This window comes from Rhodocyclus gracilis, from assembly GCF_009617575.1.
In the GTDB taxonomy this organism is placed as follows: Bacteria; Pseudomonadota; Gammaproteobacteria; order Burkholderiales; family Rhodocyclaceae; genus Rhodocyclus; species Rhodocyclus gracilis.
In genome coordinates, this window is record NZ_WIXJ01000001.1 from 49,936 (window position 1) to 69,582 (window position 19,647).

18 protein-coding genes and 1 tRNA gene are annotated in these 19,647 nt (G+C 63.9%); 5 read left to right on the forward strand and 14 right to left on the reverse strand.

Annotated elements, in window-relative coordinates; translation table 11 throughout:
* Positions 1 to 2 precede the first annotated feature (2 nt).
* Positions 3 to 635: a uracil phosphoribosyltransferase gene (upp, locus tag GHK24_RS00285; protein WP_153467239.1), complete on the reverse strand. Its 633-nt coding sequence runs from the start codon at positions 633 to 635 to the stop codon at positions 3 to 5.
* A 409-nt stretch (positions 636 to 1,044) separates the two neighbouring features.
* Positions 1,045 to 1,119, reverse strand: a tRNA-Val gene (locus GHK24_RS00290).
* Between the two features lie 202 nt (positions 1,120 to 1,321).
* On the opposite strand from GHK24_RS00290, the gene prfB reads away from it, so the two are divergent.
* The 4 genes from prfB (at position 1,322) to GHK24_RS00310 (ending at position 5,917) form a co-directional block, all read left to right on the forward strand.
* Positions 1,322 to 2,426 (forward strand): peptide chain release factor 2 gene (prfB, locus tag GHK24_RS00295; RefSeq protein ID WP_153467242.1). Its coding sequence is split into 2 segments (ribosomal slippage): positions 1,322 to 1,402 and positions 1,404 to 2,426, totalling 1,104 coding nucleotides; the frame shifts between segments, so codons are not numbered across the junction.
* A 119-nt stretch (positions 2,427 to 2,545) separates the two neighbouring features.
* Positions 2,546 to 4,072 carry a lysine--tRNA ligase gene (lysS, locus tag GHK24_RS00300; protein ID WP_153467245.1) on the forward strand — a complete coding sequence of 509 codons (1,527 nt, stop codon included), beginning with the start codon at positions 2,546 to 2,548 and terminating at the stop codon, positions 4,070 to 4,072.
* Between the two features lie 158 nt (positions 4,073 to 4,230).
* On the forward strand, positions 4,231 to 5,043 hold the full coding sequence (locus tag GHK24_RS00305) for a tRNA (5-methylaminomethyl-2-thiouridine)(34)-methyltransferase MnmD (protein ID WP_340666060.1): 813 nt from the start codon (positions 4,231 to 4,233) through the stop codon (positions 5,041 to 5,043).
* 82 nt (positions 5,044 to 5,125) lie between these two features.
* Positions 5,126 to 5,917, forward strand: a complete 792-nt coding sequence (locus tag GHK24_RS00310; protein WP_153467248.1) for an outer membrane lipoprotein — start codon at positions 5,126 to 5,128, stop codon at positions 5,915 to 5,917.
* Between the two features lie 130 nt (positions 5,918 to 6,047).
* On the opposite strand, the gene bamC is transcribed toward GHK24_RS00310, so the two are convergent.
* The 3 genes from bamC to GHK24_RS00325 all read right to left on the reverse strand — a co-directional run bounded on the left by bamC (position 6,048) and on the right by GHK24_RS00325 (position 9,128).
* A complete protein-coding gene (bamC, locus tag GHK24_RS00315) occupies positions 6,048 to 7,220 on the reverse strand; it encodes an outer membrane protein assembly factor BamC (RefSeq protein ID WP_153467251.1) in 1,173 nt (390 codons plus the stop codon).
* Complete coding sequence (gene dapA, locus GHK24_RS00320) at positions 7,217 to 8,095, reverse strand: 4-hydroxy-tetrahydrodipicolinate synthase (RefSeq protein ID WP_153467254.1); 879 nt, start codon at positions 8,093 to 8,095, stop codon at positions 7,217 to 7,219. Before dapA ends, bamC begins: the two co-directional genes overlap by 4 nt.
* 106 nt (positions 8,096 to 8,201) lie before the next feature.
* The gene (locus tag GHK24_RS00325; protein WP_340666061.1) at positions 8,202 to 9,128 is read right to left on the reverse strand and encodes a histone deacetylase family protein; all 927 of its coding nucleotides are present in this window, start codon (positions 9,126 to 9,128) and stop codon (positions 8,202 to 8,204) included.
* Between the two features lie 331 nt (positions 9,129 to 9,459).
* Between GHK24_RS00325 and mltB the strand changes: the two genes are divergently transcribed.
* Positions 9,460 to 10,596, forward strand: a complete 1,137-nt coding sequence (gene mltB / locus GHK24_RS00330) for a lytic murein transglycosylase B (RefSeq protein WP_228384464.1) — start codon at positions 9,460 to 9,462, stop codon at positions 10,594 to 10,596.
* Between the two features lie 73 nt (positions 10,597 to 10,669).
* Here mltB and rpoS read toward each other — a convergent pair whose 3' ends face one another.
* The 9 genes from rpoS to GHK24_RS00375 all read right to left on the reverse strand — a co-directional run bounded on the left by rpoS (position 10,670) and on the right by GHK24_RS00375 (position 19,529).
* Positions 10,670 to 11,659 carry an RNA polymerase sigma factor RpoS gene (gene rpoS / locus GHK24_RS00335; RefSeq protein ID WP_153467260.1) on the reverse strand — a complete coding sequence of 330 codons (990 nt, stop codon included), beginning with the start codon at positions 11,657 to 11,659 and terminating at the stop codon, positions 10,670 to 10,672.
* A gap of 2 nt (positions 11,660 to 11,661) precedes the next feature.
* Positions 11,662 to 12,642 (reverse strand): peptidoglycan DD-metalloendopeptidase family protein, encoded by a 981-nt coding sequence (locus tag GHK24_RS00340; protein WP_153467263.1) that lies wholly within the window; start codon positions 12,640 to 12,642, stop codon positions 11,662 to 11,664.
* Positions 12,639 to 13,298 carry a protein-L-isoaspartate(D-aspartate) O-methyltransferase gene (locus GHK24_RS00345; protein ID WP_153467266.1) on the reverse strand — a complete coding sequence of 220 codons (660 nt, stop codon included), beginning with the start codon at positions 13,296 to 13,298 and terminating at the stop codon, positions 12,639 to 12,641. Before GHK24_RS00345 ends, GHK24_RS00340 begins: the two co-directional genes overlap by 4 nt.
* Positions 13,295 to 14,038, reverse strand: coding sequence for a 5'/3'-nucleotidase SurE (gene surE, locus GHK24_RS00350; protein ID WP_153467269.1), 744 nt, complete (start codon positions 14,036 to 14,038; stop codon positions 13,295 to 13,297). Before surE ends, GHK24_RS00345 begins: the two co-directional genes overlap by 4 nt.
* 125 nt (positions 14,039 to 14,163) lie before the next feature.
* Entirely contained in the window at positions 14,164 to 14,463 is a 300-nt protein-coding gene (locus GHK24_RS00355) for a hypothetical protein (RefSeq protein WP_153467272.1), read from the reverse strand.
* 3 nt (positions 14,464 to 14,466) lie between these two features.
* A complete protein-coding gene (locus GHK24_RS00360) occupies positions 14,467 to 14,727 on the reverse strand; it encodes a DUF4212 domain-containing protein (RefSeq protein ID WP_228384465.1) in 261 nt (86 codons plus the stop codon).
* A 36-nt stretch (positions 14,728 to 14,763) separates the two neighbouring features.
* Positions 14,764 to 16,800, reverse strand: a complete 2,037-nt coding sequence (locus GHK24_RS00365) for a sodium:solute symporter family protein (protein WP_153467278.1) — start codon at positions 16,798 to 16,800, stop codon at positions 14,764 to 14,766.
* A gap of 17 nt (positions 16,801 to 16,817) precedes the next feature.
* A complete protein-coding gene (locus GHK24_RS00370) occupies positions 16,818 to 17,609 on the reverse strand; it encodes a 3'-5' exonuclease (protein WP_340666062.1) in 792 nt (263 codons plus the stop codon).
* Positions 17,610 to 17,618: 9 nt separating this feature from the next.
* On the reverse strand, positions 17,619 to 19,529 hold the full coding sequence (locus GHK24_RS00375) for a DUF294 nucleotidyltransferase-like domain-containing protein (RefSeq protein ID WP_153467281.1): 1,911 nt from the start codon (positions 19,527 to 19,529) through the stop codon (positions 17,619 to 17,621).
* Positions 19,530 to 19,647 lie beyond the last annotated feature (118 nt).

Here is a 19,647-nt window from a genome sequence, read left to right on the forward strand (position 1 = left end):
GCTCATGCCTCTTTCGTTCCGAAAATCTTGTCGCCGGCGTCGCCCAGGCCCGGAATGATGTAGCCCTGCTCATTGAGGTGGCTGTCGATGGCCGCCGTGTAGATCTGCACCTCCGGGTGCGCTGCGTCGAGTGCCTTGATGCCTTCCGGCGCTGCTACCAGCACCAGCGCCTTGATCTGCTGACAGCCGTAACGCTTCAACATGTCGATGGTGGCGATCAACGAACCGCCGGTCGCCAGCATCGGATCGATGATGATCGCCAGACGCTCGTTCAACTGACCGACGAAGCGCTCGAAATACGGCTCCGGCACCAGCGTTTCGTGGTTACGGGCGATGCCGACGACGCTGACGCGAGCGCTGGGGATCAGATCGAGAACGCCATCGAGCATGCCGATACCGGCGCGCAAAATCGGCACAACCGTGACTTTTTTGCCCTTGATCTGCTCGATTTCGACCTCACCGCACCAACCCTTGATCCGACAGGACTCCAGCTCGAAATCGCGGCAGGCTTCGTAACTCAGCAGTCGGGAAAGCTCGGCCGTCAGCTCGCGGAATTTCTTGGTGCTGATCTCGCCCTCTCGCATCAGGCCAATTTTGTGTTTGATCAACGGGTGGCGAACTTCGATCACCGGCATGAGCTTCCTCGCGTGAGTTTTTTATCAAAGGCAGAAGGTTAATCGATTCGTCCGCACAACGCACTGCGATAAACCCTTTTTATTGCCCACTCCGACACCGTCAATGACGAGGGAATGACAGGGTTTCCGCCGCCGCAGGCCACGGCACCGACGCCGGCCGGGAATCCCCGGCAGCGCATCAGTATCCGGCCTATCGTGCGCAGCGATGAAGGCCGCGACAAAATTCGGAGAATCATTAATGGAGGAGTATTGCTAAAGGTAGCCACTCGCCGAGCACGCGCGAAATAAACCGCTCGCCCAAGCACTGCGACACGAACGCGGAACGTGGACGACAAAAAACCCGCTCTCGGGCGGGTTTCAGGCGCTGCCGGACAGCTTCGATAAGCCGGGGGCAGGTAAATCAGGAAATTGGTGGGCGGTACTGGGATCGAACCAGTGGCTTCCACCGTGTGAAGGTGGCACTCTACCGCTGAGTTAACCGCCCGATAGAGAAGAGGCGCGCATTTAACCATAGCTCGCGGCGGCGGTCAATTTGCGCGCGCCACTTTGTGAACATTCGCCTCCTTCCGCCCTCCCAAGCTCCCGGAGCGCCACCCGCCACGCCGCCAAAGCAGCACCTGCAACGCAGACGAGCGGCAGCGGACGCGTATAATCACGCCTTTATTTTCAGCGGAACGCACACGATCATGGAAGCCGAACAGCTCAACGCCCTCGCCAGCCGCTTTGCGGATCTCGCCCAGCGGGCGAACGAACTGCGGAGGTATCTTTGACTACGATCAAAAGCACGAGCAACTGATCACCGTCAGCCGCGAACTCGAAGACCCCAAGGTCTGGGACTCGCCCGAGCGCGCCCAGGAACTCGGCCGTGACAAGAAAGCGCTGGAAGGCGTCGTTCTGACGCTTGACCGCGTCGCCGTTGGCCTCACCGATGCGCGCGATCTCTTCGAGATGGCCCGCGAAGAAGGCGACGACGACACGTTGCTGGCTGTCGGCGTCGACATCGACGGCATCGAAAAGGATGTTGCCGGCCTCGAATTCCGCCGCATGTTCAACAACCCGGCCGATCCGCTCAACTGCTTCCTCGACGTTCAGGCCGGTGCCGGCGGCACCGAAGCGCAGGACTGGGCCTCGATGCTGCTGCGCATGTACGTGAAGTACGGCGAGCGCAAGGGCTTTGCGGTCGAAGTGCTCGAAGAGTCCGAGGGCGAAGTGGCCGGCATCAAGACGGCGACGATCAAGCTCTCCGGCGAATACGCCTACGGCCTCTTGCGCTCGGAATCCGGCATCCACCGACTGGTGCGCAAATCGCCGTTTGACTCGAATGCGCGCCGTCACACCAGCTTTTGCTCGATCTTCGCCTACCCGGAAATCGACGACTCCTTCGAGATCGACATCAACCCGGCCGATCTGCGCATCGACACCTATCGCGCCTCCGGCGCGGGCGGACAGCACATCAACAAGACCGACTCGGCGGTGCGGATCACACACATTCCGTCGGGCATTGTCGTGCAGTGCCAGAACGACCGCTCGCAGCACCGCAACCGCGCCGAGGCCATGGCCATGCTCAAATCGCGCATGTACGAAGCCGAACTGCGCAAACGCCAGGCCGAGCAGCAAAAGCTCGAAGATGCCAAGACCGATATCGGCTGGGGGCACCAGATCCGCTCTTACGTCCTCGACCAGTCGCGCATCAAGGACTTGCGTACCAATGTCGAAATCGGCAACACGCAGGGCGTTCTCGACGGCGACCTCGACGTCTTCATCGAAGCGAGCCTGAAACAAGGCGTCTGATCGCCACGCCGGACACCGCCACGTGTCCGGTCATTCTGGCGCCTTTCGCCGACTTCCTTGCCCGCCACCGCCCTGCTCACCCTGACCCTCCGCGACCTGCCACCCGACCTGACCTAGCCATGACCGACCACACCCCCGCGACACCCGCTTCCGCCTCGCCCGCCGCTGCCAGCGACGAGAACCACATCATCGCCGAGCGCCGCGCCAAACTTGCCGAATGGCGCGCCCAAAGCACCGCCTACCCGAACGACTTCCGCCGCGAAGACACGGCCGGCGCCATCCACGCCGCCTGGAGCGACACCAGCGGTGAAGCGCTCGAAGCGACGCCGGTCGCCGTCAAGATCGCCGGTCGCATGATGTTGAAGCGCGTCATGGGCAAGGCTGCCTTCGCCAGCCTGCAGGACGTTTCCGGCCGCATTCAGATTTACGTCGCCGCTGACCGCGTCGGCGCCGAGACGCTCGCCGACTTCAAGCGCTGGGACATCGGCGACATCGTCGGCGCGGTTGGCGTGCTCTTCCGCACGCGCACGGGCGAACTGACGGTGCAATGTTCCGAACTGCGTCTGCTCTCCAAGTCGCTGCGCCCGCTGCCGGAGAAATTCCACGGGCTCACCGATCAGGAGCAGAAGTACCGCGCGCGCTACCTCGACCTCATCACCAACGACGAGTCGCGCGCCACCTTCATCGCCCGCAGCAGGCTCGTGCAGTCGATCCGCAACTTCATGAGCAAGAACGACTTTCTCGAAGTCGAGACGCCAATGATGCACCCGATCCCCGGCGGTGCAGCGGCGCGCCCGTTCAAGACGCACCACAACGCGCTCGATATCGACATGTTCCTGCGCATCGCGCCGGAGCTGTACCTCAAGCGACTGGTGGTCGGCGGCATGGAAAAGGTCTTCGAGCTTAACCGCAACTTCCGCAACGAAGGCGTCTCGCCGCGACACAACCCCGAATTCACGATGATGGAGTTCTACGAGGCCTACAGCGAGTACCACAAGCTGATGGACTTCGTCGAAACCCTCCTGCGCCACGCCGCCCGCGAAGCGCTCGGCACCGAGGTATTCGAATACCAGGGACGCACGCTCGATCTGTCGCAACCCTTCGCCCGCCTGACCATCGTCGAAGCCATCCGCCAGCAGCGCCCCGACATCACGCTCGAGCAACTGGCCGACATCGACTGGCTGCGCCAGCAACTCGCCGCCCGCAAGGTGGCGACACGCCCCGACATGGGACTGGGCGCGCTGCAACTGATGATGTTCGAAGAGGTCGCCGAAGCCGAACTGTGGTCGCCGACCTTCATCGTCGACTACCCCGCCGAAGTCAGCCCGCTGGCGCGCCGCAGCAACAGCAACCCGGAGATCACCGAGCGCTTCGAGCTTTTCATCGTCGGCCGCGAAATCGCCAACGGCTTCTCCGAACTGAACGACCCGGAAGATCAGGCCGCGCGTTTCCTCGAACAGGTCAAGGCCAAGGACGCCGGTGACGAAGAGGCAATGTACTACGACGCCGACTACATCCGCGCGCTCGAATACGGACTGCCGCCGACCGGCGGCTGCGGCATCGGTATCGACCGTCTGGTCATGCTGCTGACCGACAGCGCCAACATCCGCGACGTCATTCTCTTCCCGCAAATGCGGCCCGAGTAAGACGACGCAGGCGGGCGATTCCGCCATCCCCCCCGCCGCACGGTTCGCGCCGTGCGGCGCTGTTTTCCGGCATTGCTCGCCGTCGACGAATTGCCCACAGACGAGAAGCGGCAAAGATACCGTTCCACTGTCTCTTATGAGTTTTCGGTGAACTCCCCGTGCTAGAACCCGCAACGCTCTGTCTGGCGCCCGATGGCACGCCGTTTTCAGAAGCCTACGGCGACGTCTATCACACACGCACTGGCGGGCTTGGCCAGGCCTGCCATGTCTTTCTCGGCGGCAACGACTTGCCCCGCCGCTGGCAGGGGCGAGACGGCTTCGTCATTCTGGAAACCGGCTTCGGCCTGGGACTGAACTTTCTGGCCACCTGGGCCACTTGGCGAGCCGATCCCGAACGCAGCCAGACGCTGCACTTCATCTCCTGTGAAAAGCACCCCTTTCTGCGCGACGATCTGCAACGCGCACATGCGCTTGCAGAAACCGGCCACACCGATCCAGATGCCATCCAAAGCGAGGCGGCGCAGGACGGGACTGCGCCGCCAGAATCATCGCGCGCTGAAACTCAATTCGCACAGGCGATTCCGAATCTGGCAGACACCCTCTGCCTCCACTGGCCAACGCTGACCGAGGGGCGCCACGACATCGCCTTCGAGGAAGGCCGCGTCCGGCTGACGCTGCTTTTCGGGGATGCCAGCGATACGCTGCAACACCTGCCCGAGCTCGCCGACGCCTTCTTTCTCGACGGATTTTCCCCGGCCAAAAACCCGGAGTTGTGGTCTGCCGAACTGCTTGCGCTTGTCTCGCAGCACGCCGCGCCGGCCGCCTCACTGGCAACCTGGTCGGTCGCTTCGGGCGTACGCCACGCCCTTGCCGATCAAGGCTGGCAACTGAAAAAAACACCGGGATTCCGCGGCAAACGCGAGATGCTGCAAGGACGCCGCTCGGAGCCCAACGAGCCAAGCGGCGAATAACGCGGGAATGACTGCACCGGCGTCAGCCCAGGCCGGCACCAGACGTTAACCATGTACCTGCCTAACCCGGAAAGTCCGCGCCATGAATCCTGACACCGATCACAGCAAAGCGACGGCACTCAACCGCCCGCACCCACTGATTCTGGTCGCCGCCGTCGCCGTTACCGCCGCCAGCCTCGCCGCCACCGCGCATTTCGCCGGCTGGCTGCCGGCGAACACCAGCACGACCGTTGTTGCAGCGAACGCCCCCAGCACCGTAACGACGCCGGCGCCCCCGTCGGCCGCTCCCGCCGCGAGTGAAACGCCCGTCCCCCCCGCCGCCCCAATTGTCGCCGCCGCCCCCGCGCCCGGGCCGAGCGCCAACCCTGCCCCCACCAAAACCGCCCCGCCCGCCGCACACAAGCCTCGGCACGCCCGCGATGCAGATGAGGACTTCCCTCCCGTCGCGCCCGCGCGGCCGGCGCAGGTGCAATACCGCGCCAACGAGCAAGGCGCCTACATGATCGAATCGGCGCCGGCACCGCTCTATCGCGCCCCCGTCTGCCGCGACTGCGGCGTGGTCGAAAGCGTGCGTGAAATTCGCCACCAAGCCCAGGCCACTGGTCTTGGCGCCGTTACGGGCGGCGTCATTGGCGGCGTTGTCGGCCATCAGATCGGCAACGGCCATGGCCGCGAACTGGCGACGGTGGTCGGCGCGATCGGCGGCGCCTTTGCCGGCAACGAGAGCGAACGCACTCTACGCGGTGAGCGCGAATATCAGACGACCCTCCGCATGGATGACGGCACTCTCCGCACTTTCAGCGATGACGAAGCTCCGCCCTGGCGTCGCGGCGACCGCGTCCGCGTCGGCAGCGGGCAGATCACGCCGTACTGAGCACCTGTCTCCTTCGCCGCCCTCGCCCTCCGAACCTGCCGAACGGACGAAAAAAAGCCCGACACATGTCGGGCTTTTTCGATTCTGGCCGGTGCAGCGGCGAAATGTGCAGCGCTCCGGGCAGAGCGCCTTACTTGAGTTGCTCGTACAGCAACGACAGAATCTTGCGCGCCGTATCCGAACGATCAACACCGCCTTCACGCGACAACACCTGCACGGTCGACACGGCGCCATCATCACGCAGGTAAACACGGTATTGCGTCTGCGGATCGGCGTCGGTCGGCTTGCCCTTCCAGAACGCCAGCTTCGACAGGAAGCCGTCCTCTTTCTTCTGGTTGTCGACATCCGGATCGACGTAGCGAACGAAATACAACCCCTTGGAGCGGTCGCGGTCCTCGACAGTGAAGCCCACCCGATCGAGCGCCAGACCGAGGCGGCGCCAGGCGCGGTCGAAGGACTCGTCCACTTGAACGCTGCCAATGCCGTCGTTGCCGCGCGCGAGCTTGGCCTTTTCGACGAGCTTTTCTTGCGACGCCGCCACGGCAGCGGCCGCTTTCTTCTCGTCCGTACCGAAGCGGACCATCAGGCGGCGCAACATTTCAGCCTCGAGTTCGGGGTCGGCCGGACGCGGCTGCCAACGCGTCTGGTCCTTGCCTTCGGTAACGTAGACTTCATACATGCCGCGGTGGCTGATGAAAACGTCCGTCGTACCGGGCTCGCTGCCCGGCTCGAGACGCGTGCGGAATTTGTCGCGTTCGGGCGTCGAGTACAGCGAATCGAGTACCTTGCCCAGTAGATTGCGCAGCATGTCTTGCGGAATCTTGGCGCGGTTCTCGGCCCAGTCGGTTTCGAGCACGCCCGCTTCCGGCACTTCGACGGCGACGACGAAGCCCATTTCCTGCCAGAAATCCTTGACCGTATCCCAGACCTTGTCGGGCGAACCGGCGACGACCAGCCAGCGTTGCGTGCCGGCGCGTTCGATGCGCGTCTTGTCGACCGTCGGCAGCACATCGCTTTGCTGCTGCGCCCGCGCTTGCGGCGAACGCTCGGCGGTGTAGGCCGAGAAGGTTGCCCCTCCCTTGCCGGCGACATCCGGCACCGAGAAACGGTCGTCACGCGTCGGTGCGACCAAATCCGGCGGGACTTCCAGCGTCGGCGCCTTGGCGTTGGCGGAGGATTTGTAGTCGATCTTCTTCGACTCGAAGAGATTCCCACCGCATCCAGCGACAGCCACGGCGACGGCGGCGACAGTCAGCCGCGAGGTAATCGACGCAGAGGACAAACGGGCGTTACGACGCTTCATGCAAGGACTCCTGCCTGGCGCAAGGCTGCGCGAACACGTTCATGATTATCAGGGGACAAGGGCAACAACGGCAGACGGATGCCTTCGCCGATCAGGCCAAGCTGCTGGCAGGCCCACTTGACGGGAATCGGGTTGGCCTCGCAAAAGAGCTTCCGGTGCAACCCCAGCAAACGGAAATTGATGGCACGAGCGGTAGCGACATCTCCAGAGAGCGCGGCGGCGCACATCTCGTGCATGAGGCGCGGCGCCACGTTGGCGACGACGGAAATGTCACCCTTGGCGCCCATCAGCATCAAGGCGCAGGCGCTGACGTCGTCACCGCTATACACCGCGAAATCGGCGGGGACACGGGCAAGAAGATCGAGGCCGCGTTCGACGTTGCCCGTAGCATCCTTGATGCCGACGATGTTCGGAATCTCCGCCAGACGCAGCACGGTGTCGTTGGCGAGATCGGCCACGGTGCGACCGGGAACGTTGTAGAGAATGATCGGCAGATCGACCGCTTCGGCGATGGCCTTGAAGTGCTGATACAGACCTTCTTGCGTCGGCTTGTTGTAATACGGCGTGACCGACAACGCGGCCGAGGCACCAGCCTCCTTGGCAAAGCGCGTCAGGGCAATGGCTTCGGCGGTGGAATTGGCACCAGCGCCCGCAATCACCGGGATGCGGCCAGCGGCCTGTTCGACGGTGACGCGAATCAGTTCGCAGTGTTCGTCGACATTGACCGTCGGCGATTCGCCGGTGGTGCCGACGATAACGATGGCATCGGTACCTTCCTCGACATGAAAGTCGACCAAGCGGCGCAAACCCTCAAGGTCAAGACTGCCATCGGCGTGCATCGGGGTAACTATCGCAACGATCGATCCGGTAATCATGGAAGCGAAATCCGTCATGAAAAAACAAGCGGGGAATTCTAACTGAAGGTGCTGTGCATGCCTATGAAAACGGCCGCACGCAAACGGGGCGTCAAGGCGGCAGAACTCACAGCTCAGCCAATGCGCGCAGATGTGCCGTCACGCTGCGCGCCAGCGCCGAGAGCGAATAGCCGCCTTCGAGCGTCGACACAATACGCCCTTGCGCCGTCTCGGCGGCGAACTCGCGCAGGACGTCGGTCACCCACGCGTAGTCTTTCTCGGTCAGGCGCAGATTACCCATTTCGTCCTCGTGATGCGCGTCGAAACCCGCCGAAATGAAGAGCATTTCAGGCTGGAATTCGCGCAAACGCGGCAACCAGACCTCGCTGACGACACGCCGGAACTGCTCGCTATCGGCGCCGGCGGCCAACGGCACGTTGAGCATGTTGGGCGAGGCCGAGTCGGCACCGCTATAGGGGAAAAACGGATGCTGGAAGATGCTCGCCATCAGCACGCGGGGGTCGTTGCGGAAGGCGTCTTCCGTCCCGTTGCCGTGGTGCACATCGAAATCGATGATCGCCACGCGCGAGAGGCCATGCGCCTCCAGCGCATGCGCCGCCGCGACGGCGATGTTGTTGAAGAAGCAAAAGCCCATCGCCTGCTCGCGCTCGGCGTGATGTCCCGGCGGGCGCACCGAACAGAAGGCGTTTTCCACCTCGCCGGCCATCACCAGATCGACGGCCAGTATCCCGGCACCCGCCGAACGCAAGGCGGCCTGCCAAGTGTGAGGACAGAGCGCCGTGTCAGGATCAAGATGGACAATGCCGTGCTCCGGCATGCGCTGCCGGAGTTGCTCGATATACGCGAGAGGATGCACGCGCGCGAGCTGCTCCAGCGTTGCCAGAGGCGCGTCGTGATGCAGGAAATACGCTTCGAGCCCCTGGGCAATCAAATGGTCATTGATTGCACTCAGCCGTGCCGGCGACTCGGGATGGTACGACCCCATATCGTGCAAATGGCAATCGCGATGGGTAATGAATGCGGTACTGGTCACGCAGACCTTTCCGGGGCAATCGGGGTTAATCGCCGGCCTTGGCGTCCGGCAAGAGAAGCACGGAAGGAGAACGCGACAAACGCCATGCCGCGTCAATCCGGGGGCCATTATCAACCCAATATTGCGCACCGAACAAGGCACTGTCATCGGGCATTGGCCAGCGCCCCCGTTACAGAACCGCCGCGCCCGCCGCTTGACCCACAACCCCGGCCGCCAGTACCCTGCGCGGCTTGATGATTGCAGCAAGCGCACCGTTGGTGCCTTGCCTGCGCCGCGTCACTCAAGCAGACGCGCCGCCGCCCTTTCTTCCCCGTATCGCGGAGATCGCTGCTTGAAACCGTTTCGCCTGCTGCTGCCGCTCCTCTGCGCGGCCATCGCCTCTCTCGCCCACGCCCACGCCGAAACGTCGGGCCACCCCCACGCCCACGCCGCCGCAACCACCAGCAAGGCCCATAACCATACTGCGCTTCCGGCGACGCACACCCACCGTGGCGCCGCAGCGCACGCCAGCAGCGCCCCCTTCGGTGCCGACGAGGAAGTGACGAGCTTCATTGCCGACATGCAGGCGCGGCATGGTTTCGACGGCGACACATTGCGTCGTTATTTCGCATCGATCAGCCCGAATGCGCAGGTCTTGCGCGCCATCGCTCCGGCGGCAGCCCCGGAACAGCAGCGCTCGTGGGAGCGCTACCGCGCGCGTTTCGTCAATGAGCGACGCACGCGCAACGGCCTGCGTTTCTGGCGCGACAACGCCGATACCCTGCGCCGCGCCGAAGCGGAATTCGGCGTACCGGCGGAAATCGTCTGCGCGATCATCGGCGTCGAAACCGAATATGGCGCCAACACCGGGCGTTTCGGCGTGTTTGAAGCGCTGGCGACGCTCGCCTTTCACTATCCCGCGCGCAGCGAGTTTTTCCGCGATGAGCTGGAAGCCTTCCTCTTGATGAGCCGTGACGCCGGCGCGCCAGTGCTCGCGCAGCAAGGCTCGTACGCCGGCGCCATTGGCATTCCGCAATTCATGCCAAGCAGCGTCCGGCGCCATGCGCTCGACTACGACGGAGACGGCCGCATCGATCTCGCGCACAGCCGTGCCGACGCCATTGGCAGCGTTGCACGCTTCCTCGCCAATCACGGCTGGCAGCGCTACGCACCCGTTGCCGCGCCGGCGCGCGTCAGCGGCGATCCGACACCTCTGCTCGCCGCCGGACTCAAACCCTCACGCAGCGTCGCCGAACTGGCGCGAGCAGGCGTCACCACGAACGCCGACAGCACGCGACCGGCAGCACTGATCGATCTCGTCAGCCCCGACGCTGAGACCGAATACTGGGTGGGATTCGAAAACTTCTGGGTCATCAGCCGCTACAACCGCTCCAGCTTTTATGCCATGGCGGTGTATCAACTCGCCGAAGCGTTGCGCACGGAACGCGCCGAAGACGCACAGCGCGCCGACCCCGGCACCGCCCGCTGAGTCGGTTGCTCTCGCCGAATCGGCCGAATCCGCCGAGCCTGCCGATTTCGCGGCGACGGCAAGTGCGCCCGATTTAAAGCAGACTGTCGGAATCGAGGCCGGCGCTGTCGATCATCTGGCGCAACTGGCCGAGCGCCTCGATCTGAATCTGCCGCACGCGCTCGCGCGTGAGCTGCTCATCGGCGGCGATGGCTTCGAGCGTGCAAACTTCAGTGCCGTTGAGGCCATAGCGACGTTCGATGACGCGGCGCTGGCGCGCGTCGAGTTGCGTCACCCAGCGTTCGAGCAGTTCCCCGACCTCGGCCGAGCGCAGCACCTCTTCCGGGTCGGGCGTACCCTCATCCGCCACGGCATCGACCACGCTGCGCTCGCTGTCGTTATCAAGCGGCGTATCGAGCGAGGCGACATGCTCGTTCTGCAACAACGCGCGCCTCACATCCGCCTCGGAGCGACCAATCATCGTGGCGATGCGCTCGACGCCGATATCGCGCCCGTATTCCGCTTCGAGACGCCGCACGGCGCGCAGGACGGCGTTGATCTCTTTCACCACGTGTACCGGCAGGCGGATAGTGCGCGACTGGTTCATGATCGCCCGCTCGATGCTCTGCCGAATCCACCAGGTCGCGTAGGTGGAGAAACGGTAGCCGAGATCGGGCTCGAATTTCTCGATGGCGTGGATGAGGCCAAGATTGCCCTCCTCGATGAGGTCGAGAAGAGGCAAACCCCGTTCGCTGTAGCGTTTGGCGATATTGGCGACGAGCCGCAGATTGCGCTCGATCATCATCTGGCGCGCCGCAAAGTCGCTGGCCCGCGCCTGACGCGCGCAGGCCAGCTCTTCACTCGCTGACAACAAGGGGCGCGCACCGATCTCGTTGAGGTAAATCAGCGTGACGTCGTTGATCAACTCGACTTCCGCGCCCGACAAGGCGGCAAGCCCCTCCGCCACGGGGGCGGGCATCACGAGATCGTCAGCGAACGCATCATCGGGAGATGCGGCAATGTCAGCGTCGAGCGACTCCGGCGGAGGAATTTCTTCTTCGGCGGAGTCGCGATCGGCGCTCATGGTCAGCGTGGCGGCAAGTATTTCAACGGATCGATCGGCTTGCCCTGCCGCCGGATTTCAAAGTGCAACTTGACCTGATCGGCGTCGGAATCGCCCATCTCGGCGATCTTCTGCCCTTTCTTGACCGCCTGCCCTTCCTTGACGAGGATGGCGCGGTTGTGGGCATACGCCGAGAGGTAGGTGCCATTGTGCTTGATGATCACCAGCTTGCCGTAGCCGCGCAAGCCCGAGCCGCTATAGACGACCTTACCGTCGCCAGCGGCCAGAATGGCGTCACCCGCTTTGCCCGCGATATCGACGCCCTTGTTGGCGGCCTCGCTGAAGGTGCCGATCGTCTTGCCTGTGGCCGGCCACTGCCAGCTGATTTCATCCGGGCCGGCGGCGTCCGTCTTGCTGTCGGGCTTGGCCTCCGTCTTGGCCTCCGTCTTGGCCTCGGCCTTGGCTACCGCAGTCGCTGCGGGTGCAGCCGCCGGTGCCGGATCAGCCGTCTTCGGTGTCGCGGCCGGGGTCGATTTGGCTGCCGCCAGCGCCTGCTCGGAATACGGCTCCTTGCCGCCCTTCGGCCCGCGCTTGAGGGTATCTGAATTCCCGTCGAGCGAGCGCTTCTCGACGCTTTGCGTCAGCACGACCGGCTTGGCCACGGCGACATCGCTATCGGCCGTGCCCGGCGCTTTCACGCGCAGTTGCTGACCGACGAGGATGAGGTTGGGGTTCTCGATGCCGTTCCAGCTGGCGAGTTCGCGGTAATCCAGACCGTTATCGAGGGCAATGCCGTAGAGCGTATCGCCTTTTTTAACGACATAAACATCTTTCGGCACGACCGCAGGCGCCGGCGCCGCGGCGACCGCCGTCGATCCGCCGCGCTCGACATACGGCGCCGGCGCGTGGCTGGCGCACGCGGCGACCAGCATCGTCACGGCAAGACTGCCAACCGTGCGGCGCCAGCGGCGCTGACTAGGAAGGTGATGCGTGAGCACGTTCATTCCACTCCCGAACGTAACGGAACGAATCGGACATCATCCAGGCGCGTTTCGACAAAGCCCTCCGCCCCACGTTCTATCAATGACAAATGCTGGCCGGTGGATCCCACCGGCAGGATCATTCTGCCGCCCAGCGCGAGTTGCGACAAGAGCACGGGCGGGATCTGCGGTGTTGCCGCCGCGACGATGATCGACGCGAAGGGTGCCGCTTCGGGCACACCGAAATGGCCGTCACCGTGTTTGAGTCTGACCTTGAACTGCTGGATTTTTCGCAGATTGAGCCGCGCTTTCTCGATCAGCGTCGCGATGCGCTCGATGGCATATACCTCGTCGGTCAGCTGAGCCAGCACCGAGGCCTGATAGCCGCAGCCGGCACCGACCTCAAGCGTCCGCCCCAATTCGCGCCCACCGGCGCGCAAGGCTTCGATCATGCGCGCCACGACGTAAGGCTGCGAAATCGTTTGCGAACACCCAAGCGGCAGCGCGGTGTCTTCGTAGGCGCGCGAGGCCAGTGCTTCTTCGACGAAGAGGTGGCGAGGCACCGCCGCCAGCGCGGCGAGAACGCCCTCGTCGCGGATGCCGCGTTCGCGCAGACGCACGATCATGCGCGCGCGCGTCCGGTCGGAGGTCATGCCAATACCGCTGGCGGTCACACTCATGATTGCAGCCAGCGCTGCCAGCGCCCCATTTGTGCGGTATGCGTCAGATCGATCTGCAACGGCGTCAGCGAGACCCGATTGTTCGCCACGGCGTGGAAATCGGTTCCCTCGCCGGAATCCTGTGCCGCGCCGGCAGCGCCGACCCAGTAGACCGTCTCCTGGCGCGGCGTCTGAGCGCGGACGACAGGCTCGGCCTTGTGCCGTTTGCCAAGCCGCGTCAGGGCACGGCCTTGCAGTTGCTCGTAGGGCACGTCGGGCACATTGACGTTGAGCAGCATCGGCTCGCCCAAGGGACGCGCCAGCAAGGACTCGACGAGTTCGCGGGCGACCTGCGCGGCGGTTTCGAAATGCACGCCATGCCGGCTGGCAAGCGAAATCGCCAGCGAGGGAATCCCCAGCAGGAAGCCCTCCGTCGCTGCCGCCACCGTCCCCGAATACACCGTGTCGTCGCCCATGTTGGCGCCGTGATTGATGCCGGAAACCACCATATCCGGCAGGGTGTCGAGCATCCCGGTGACGGCCAAGTGTACGCAATCGGTCGGCGTGCCGTTCACGTAATAGAAGCCATTGGCCGTCTTCCGCAAGGACAGGGGTCTGTCGAGCGTCAGCGAATTGCTGGCGCCACTGCGGTCGCGCTCCGGTGCCACCACTGTGATCTCGGCCAGAGAGCCGAGCGCCCGGGCCAGATGTTCAATCCCCGGAGCGAAATAACCGTCGTCGTTGCTCAGCAGAATACGCATGTCGGCCCAAAAAAAAGCCCGCCGCGAGTGCGGACGAGCGACGCGCCGATTCTAACGCAGGCGACGGCGAATGTCGCGCCAGCTGTCAGAAGAAGGCAGGCGTTGCCAACACCAGGACTGCCGCGTCAACAGCCGCCGCCCGGTGCCGCGCACATCAGCCGCTTGGCATACGCCAGAGCAATCCACAGCCAGAAGAGAACGGCGGCCGTCAGCCAGGGTACATGGCGGTCGAGGATGACGCGCGGACAAAGGCCGCGCACCAGACGGCGAGCCGGCGACGAGATGATCGACAACAGCCGGTACACCGGATTGCTCCCACGCGCCGCGCCGGCCAGAAGGCCGACGACCCCCTGCGCCAGCAGCGACAGCAAGGCCACCTCCACCAGCGCGCGGACGATACTGACGAGCAGGACTTCAGCCGGCATGAATCAATCCCCTCCCTCCTCGACGCCGTACTCGCGGTCGAGACGATTCATGTAGTACGCGTAGAACCAGACGATGAACACATAGACGACGAGCGCGCCCTGCGCCCCCATGTAGAAGCCAAGCGGAAAGCCGAGGAAAGTAACCCCGTTAAGTTCGCGTGCGAAATAGCTCGCGACAAAGGTCACGAGAAACCAGAGCAGCAGCAGCATGGCGGTGACGATCATGTTGCGTCGCCAGTAGCGTGCGTTGCGTGTCGTCGACATCAGCCTGCCTCCCTTATCCGCATCTCATCCCCTGATTCAACGCATCGTGCGCGGATAACGCACGCTCTCGACGAAATCCTGTATCCGCTGGCTCGGCGGCGAAGTCAGCAGACTGACGACGACGAGCGTGACAAACCCCGCCGCGACGCCCCACACGCCCGCCGATACCGACTGGATGCCAAACCACGGCGCCATGCCGATACCGTGAATGCCAAGCCAGGGGATGGCATCGAACTGGACGCGCACGAGGTAATACACCGTCAACGCCAGCCCCACCAGCATCGCACTGACCGCACCGGCCCGGTTCGCGCGCTTCCAGAAAATGCCGCAGACGAGCGCCGGAAAAAATGCCGCGGCCGCAATCGAGAACGCCCAGGAAACCATGAAGAGAATGCTGGCCGGCTTCTGCGCCGCTACCGTCGCGGCGACCACGGCGACGATCAGCAGCATGGTTTTCGACACCAGCAGGCGCCACTGCGTCGTCGCTCCCGGCCGGATGATTTTGTAATACACGTCATGCGACAAGGCACCGGCAATCGTCAGCAGCAAGCCATCGGCCGTCGACAGCGCCGCCGCCAGCGCACCCGCCGCCACCAGCCCCGACACCACGTAAGGCAAGCCGGCAATTTCTGGCGTCGCCAGCACGATCACATCCGGGTTGAGCGTCAACTCCGCCAGTTGCAGCAGACCATCGCCGTTCATGTCCTCGATCGCCACCAGCCCGACCTTGCTCCAGGCGGCAATCCAGCCCGGCAACTCGCTGATGCTGCTGCCGATCACTCCGGAGTAGATCTCGTACTTGGCGAATACCGCATACGCTGGCGCCGTAAAGTACAGCAGCAGAATGAAAAACAGCGACCAGAACACCGAGCTGCGCGCCTCACGCACGGTAGGCGTCGTGTAATAGCGCATCAGCACATGCGGCAGCGCCGCCGTTCCCACCATCAGGCAAAACACCAAGGCGAGGAAATTAAGCCGCGAGGTGTCGCGCTCCTCTTCGCTCGCGCCCGGAAACGGAGTCGCATGATGAATCGGCGGCGCCCCCCGCTCGGCCGCCTGGCGCATCGAGCCCTCCCAGTAATCGCGCGCTTCGGCGGCGGTCTGCGGCAACTCGCGCCGCTGCCGCTCGACGACGACGATGTCGCGCATGCTGGCATCGCCGCTTTTCATTTCGCTGATCGCCGCCGACAGGCGCTGCCGTTCTTCGCTCAACGATTCGGGCAGGTGGTCGATGCGAGAGGCAAAGGCGTCGGCACGCTCGCGATACAGGCGGCGTACCTCCAGTTCGGCGGGCGCGTTGAAAATCGTCGTCTCCAGCGCCTCGACCCGCTCCAGCACCTCGCCATAGACCAGCTGCGGCAAGGGCAAGCCAGTCGCCTTGTACGACAGCATCGCCACCGGCACGATGTACGCGACGATCAGGATCACGTACTGCGCTACCTGCGTCCAGGTCACCGCGCGCATGCCACCGAGAAACGAGCAGACGAGGATGCCGGCGAGGCCGACGAAGACGCCCACCTCAAACTGCAAGCCGACAAAGCGGCTGGTGATCAGGCCGACGCCGTAAATCTGCGCGACGACATAGACGAACGACGCCAGTACCGTCGCGCCCACCCCGACCAGCCGCGCTGCATTGCCGCCATAGCGTTCGCCGAGAAAATCGGGGATCGTGTATTGCCCGAAGCGGCGCAGATACGGTGCCAGCAGCAAGGCGACCAGCACATAACCGCCGGTCCAGCCCATGACGTACGCCAAGCCCTGATAACCAGAGAGGAACAGCGTTCCGGCCATGCCCATGAAGGACGCCGCGCTCATCCAGTCGGCACCGGTCGCCATGCCGTTGTAGAGCGCCGGAATGCGCCGGCCGGCGACGTAGTACTCCGACACATCCGAAGTACGTGCAATGACGCCAATCGAGGCGTAGAGAATGATCGTCAGAAAGAGAAAGGAATAGCCGATCCAGTGCGGTGGCAGGCCGAAGCGTTCGAGCACGCCGAGCAGCAGCACGAGCAGCAGGAAGCTCCCCGTATACACGAGGAAATAGCGGCGCAGACGTTGCGAGATATCAGACATGGGCAAACACCAACGGCTCAGCCGGAACGCCGCATCCAGCGGCGTGCCTTCTCGATATCGACGAAACTGGCCGGCGTCTTCGCACCGCGCGCCGTCGCTCGCGCCATCGCCGCTTGCAGCAGCATGGCCGTCGCCAGCGCGTCGGACACCGCGTTGTGCCGCTGGATGTTGTCGATATCGAACAAGGCCAGCCAGTCATCGAGCATGACCTGCGCATCGATGCGCTCGCGAAAGAGATCCGGCAAAACCCACGCCAGATCAATCCAGCAGGCGTCGAGACGCACGCCCAGATGCTCGCGCACGGCACGCTCGATCATCGTCTGGTCGAACAGCGCGTGATAAGCGACCAGCGGCGCGTGCCCGCAGTAGTGCAGAAAGCCGAGCAAGGCATCCGGCGGCTCCGTCCCTTCGCGCTGCGCCGAGCCACCGATGCCGTGGATCAGGATGTTGTCGGAGGTACTGACCTCCTCCTGGCGCAGGATGACCTCAAAACTGTCGGCAGGGTCGATACGGCCGTTGACCACAGCCACCGCGCCAATGGCAATCAGGCGATCCCGCTTCATGTCGAGACCACTGGCCTCGACATCGACCACCACGTAGCGCGTGCGGTAATGCGAGCGACGCGTATCGAGTGGCGGCGCCGCCTGCCAGTCCGCCAGAGTCTGCGCGCGCACCGCTGACAATGCCACCGGCGCAGGCGCTGCGCCGCTCCCGCGCAAACGCGCCAGCCAGTTCTTCACAGCATTCCCCGGCACAGCGGCGAAGGCCGTGCGTAGGCGCAGCGAGAAGCGGCGAGAAAGAAAGCGCACGACATCACGTCACACCTGAAAATCGAGCTTGAGCCGTTGTTGCAGCTTGCGCGCCTGACGGAAGGCCTCTTTCAGAATGCGCCGATCCAGCTCGTTGAGCTCGTCCGGGTCAATCCGGTTGTTGCCGGCGCGGCCCTGCTCCAGCTCAAAGTTCTGGTGCCGCAAACGCAGGAGCTGAATGAAATTCAGGCTCTCGACGAGCCCCGCCGACTCATCGCTCGATACCTTCTGCGCAGCACCGGTCAAGCGCAGGCGCTGCGCGGTGTTGGTCGCGCCGACGCCGGCCGCCAGGGCGAAAACACGGGCGGCGTCGACAAACAGCCGCGCGCCATATTTCTTGAGGTCGATCGTGCCATGAAACGCGGGATCGGCGTCGGTAACGAAATCGCGGATCTTGCCGAGCGGCGGCGTCACGCTCAGAGCGTTCTGCGCCATCATGCGCAAGAACAGCCGATTCTCCTGCGTTGCCTTGAGCAGACTCAGACGCAGGCGGTGCGCCAGATGGAACTGCCCGTAGAGCGGGCGAAAATCGAAGAATATCGACGCGTTGAGCAACGCCTTCGGCTCCGGCGTGCGCACCCAGCCAAGGAATTTCTCTTCCCACTCCTCAACGGTCAGACACCACTCGGGGTTGCCCGCCATGATCTTGCCGGGACAGAGAGGGAAGCCGACGCGATCGAGGTCGGCATTGATGTCGCGGGCAAAATCGAGCAGGCGCAGCTGCGTCTGCTCGCGGTCCATGATGTCGGTGCACACGAAAATCAGGCCATTATCCTGATCGGTGCTGAAGGTCTGCTCGTCGCGCCCCTCCGAGCCGAACGATAGCCAGGCCCAGTCGATCCCGTAGAGATCGTGTCGGTCGAGGTTGAGCTGGATGACGCGCCGGGTGAGCGTGTCGTTCAGCGCCGAGATGAACTGCGTCAACTGCTCCGCGCCAACGCCTTGCGCCAGCATGTTCAGCGCCAGCCGCCGCACGTCGCTGGCCGCCTGACAAAGCAGGCGGATATCCGGCGCTGTCTCGATGGACTGGCGAATCTGCCGCAGGCCGACCCGCTGCAAGGCAAAGAGATCGCGCTCGGAGACAACGCCCTTGAGCCGCCCGCCTTCGTCGATCACCAGCACATGGCGGATGCCATGCATGGCCATGGCCAGTACGGCATCGTAGGCGGAACTCGCCATCGGCAAGGTATGCGGATCGGGCGACATCACGCTGGCAATCGGCGACTCGAGCGGGACGCCGGGCAGAACGACGCGCTTGAGCACGTCGGACTGCGTGAAGATGCCGGCGGGCCGCCTTTCCGCATCGACGACGATGATCGACCCGATGTGCGATGCCGCCATGATGCCGATCACCTCGCGCAAGCTCGTCTCGGGGCTCGCGCAAATGGCTTCCTTGGTGATGATCGACGAGAGTGGCGAATTCATCGTCTGCTGCTCGGCGGCACGCTGCGCGAATTCCTGCTGAAGCTGCTGCCGCGACTGATTGGCCAGCGTCGCGATGTACTGCGTGCAGAAGAGGTTGAAGACCGGACTCATGCGCATCACGGCGAAGTAGTCCTCCACCGCCAGCTCGTAGCAGAAGACGTCCTCCAGAGCCGTGTAGACGTTGGTCGACGGGCGTTGCGCCGTCACCGCACCAATGGGAAAACACTCCCCGGGAGAGAGCGTCATCGTCGTGTAATCGATCAGCCCCACCTCGCCGGCGCCGCGCACCAGCACCTTGCCGCGCTGCAAGAGGTAGAAATTGCGCAAGACGCCCATTTCTGGCGAGGCGATCGGCGCGTCTTTTTCGTAGTAGGCGAGCTTCAGGCGCTCCGCCAGGTAGTGCAGCGCCTCGGCTTCCATGCGGTCGAAGGGCGGATGGCGGCGCAGGAATTCCAGGGCAGCGGCGACCAGCATCTGCGTTGCGCTGTTACTCATCCTCGCCTCCTCTCATCGCCCGGCCCGGCGCATTGAAATGAACAGGCCGGCGGTGTGCATCCGCCGGCCCGGGCGCGGCGTCGAGCGCCGCTTTTCGCCATTTTCACGATCGCCTCGC

Coding starts and splice junctions, on each gene's coding strand:
- upp (WP_153467239.1), bottom strand. CDS start 635: ATGCCGGTGATCGAAGTTCGCCACCCGTTGATCAAACACAAAATTGGC.
- lysS (WP_153467245.1), top strand. CDS start 2,546: ATGACCGACCACACCCCCGCGACACCCGCTTCCGCCTCGCCCGCCGCT.
- GHK24_RS00310 (WP_153467248.1), top strand. CDS start 5,126: ATGAATCCTGACACCGATCACAGCAAAGCGACGGCACTCAACCGCCCG.
- bamC (WP_153467251.1), bottom strand. CDS start 7,220: ATGAAGCGTCGTAACGCCCGTTTGTCCTCTGCGTCGATTACCTCGCGG.
- dapA (WP_153467254.1), bottom strand. CDS start 8,095: ATGATTACCGGATCGATCGTTGCGATAGTTACCCCGATGCACGCCGAT.
- rpoS (WP_153467260.1), bottom strand. CDS start 11,659: ATGAGCGCCGATCGCGACTCCGCCGAAGAAGAAATTCCTCCGCCGGAG.
- GHK24_RS00340 (WP_153467263.1), bottom strand. CDS start 12,642: ATGAACGTGCTCACGCATCACCTTCCTAGTCAGCGCCGCTGGCGCCGC.
- GHK24_RS00345 (WP_153467266.1), bottom strand. CDS start 13,298: ATGAGTGTGACCGCCAGCGGTATTGGCATGACCTCCGACCGGACGCGC.
- surE (WP_153467269.1), bottom strand. CDS start 14,038: ATGCGTATTCTGCTGAGCAACGACGACGGTTATTTCGCTCCGGGGATT.
- GHK24_RS00355 (WP_153467272.1), bottom strand. CDS start 14,463: ATGCCGGCTGAAGTCCTGCTCGTCAGTATCGTCCGCGCGCTGGTGGAG.
- GHK24_RS00360 (WP_228384465.1), bottom strand. CDS start 14,727: ATGTCGACGACACGCAACGCACGCTACTGGCGACGCAACATGATCGTC.
- GHK24_RS00365 (WP_153467278.1), bottom strand. CDS start 16,800: ATGTCTGATATCTCGCAACGTCTGCGCCGCTATTTCCTCGTGTATACG.
- GHK24_RS00375 (WP_153467281.1), bottom strand. CDS start 19,529: ATGAGTAACAGCGCAACGCAGATGCTGGTCGCCGCTGCCCTGGAATTC.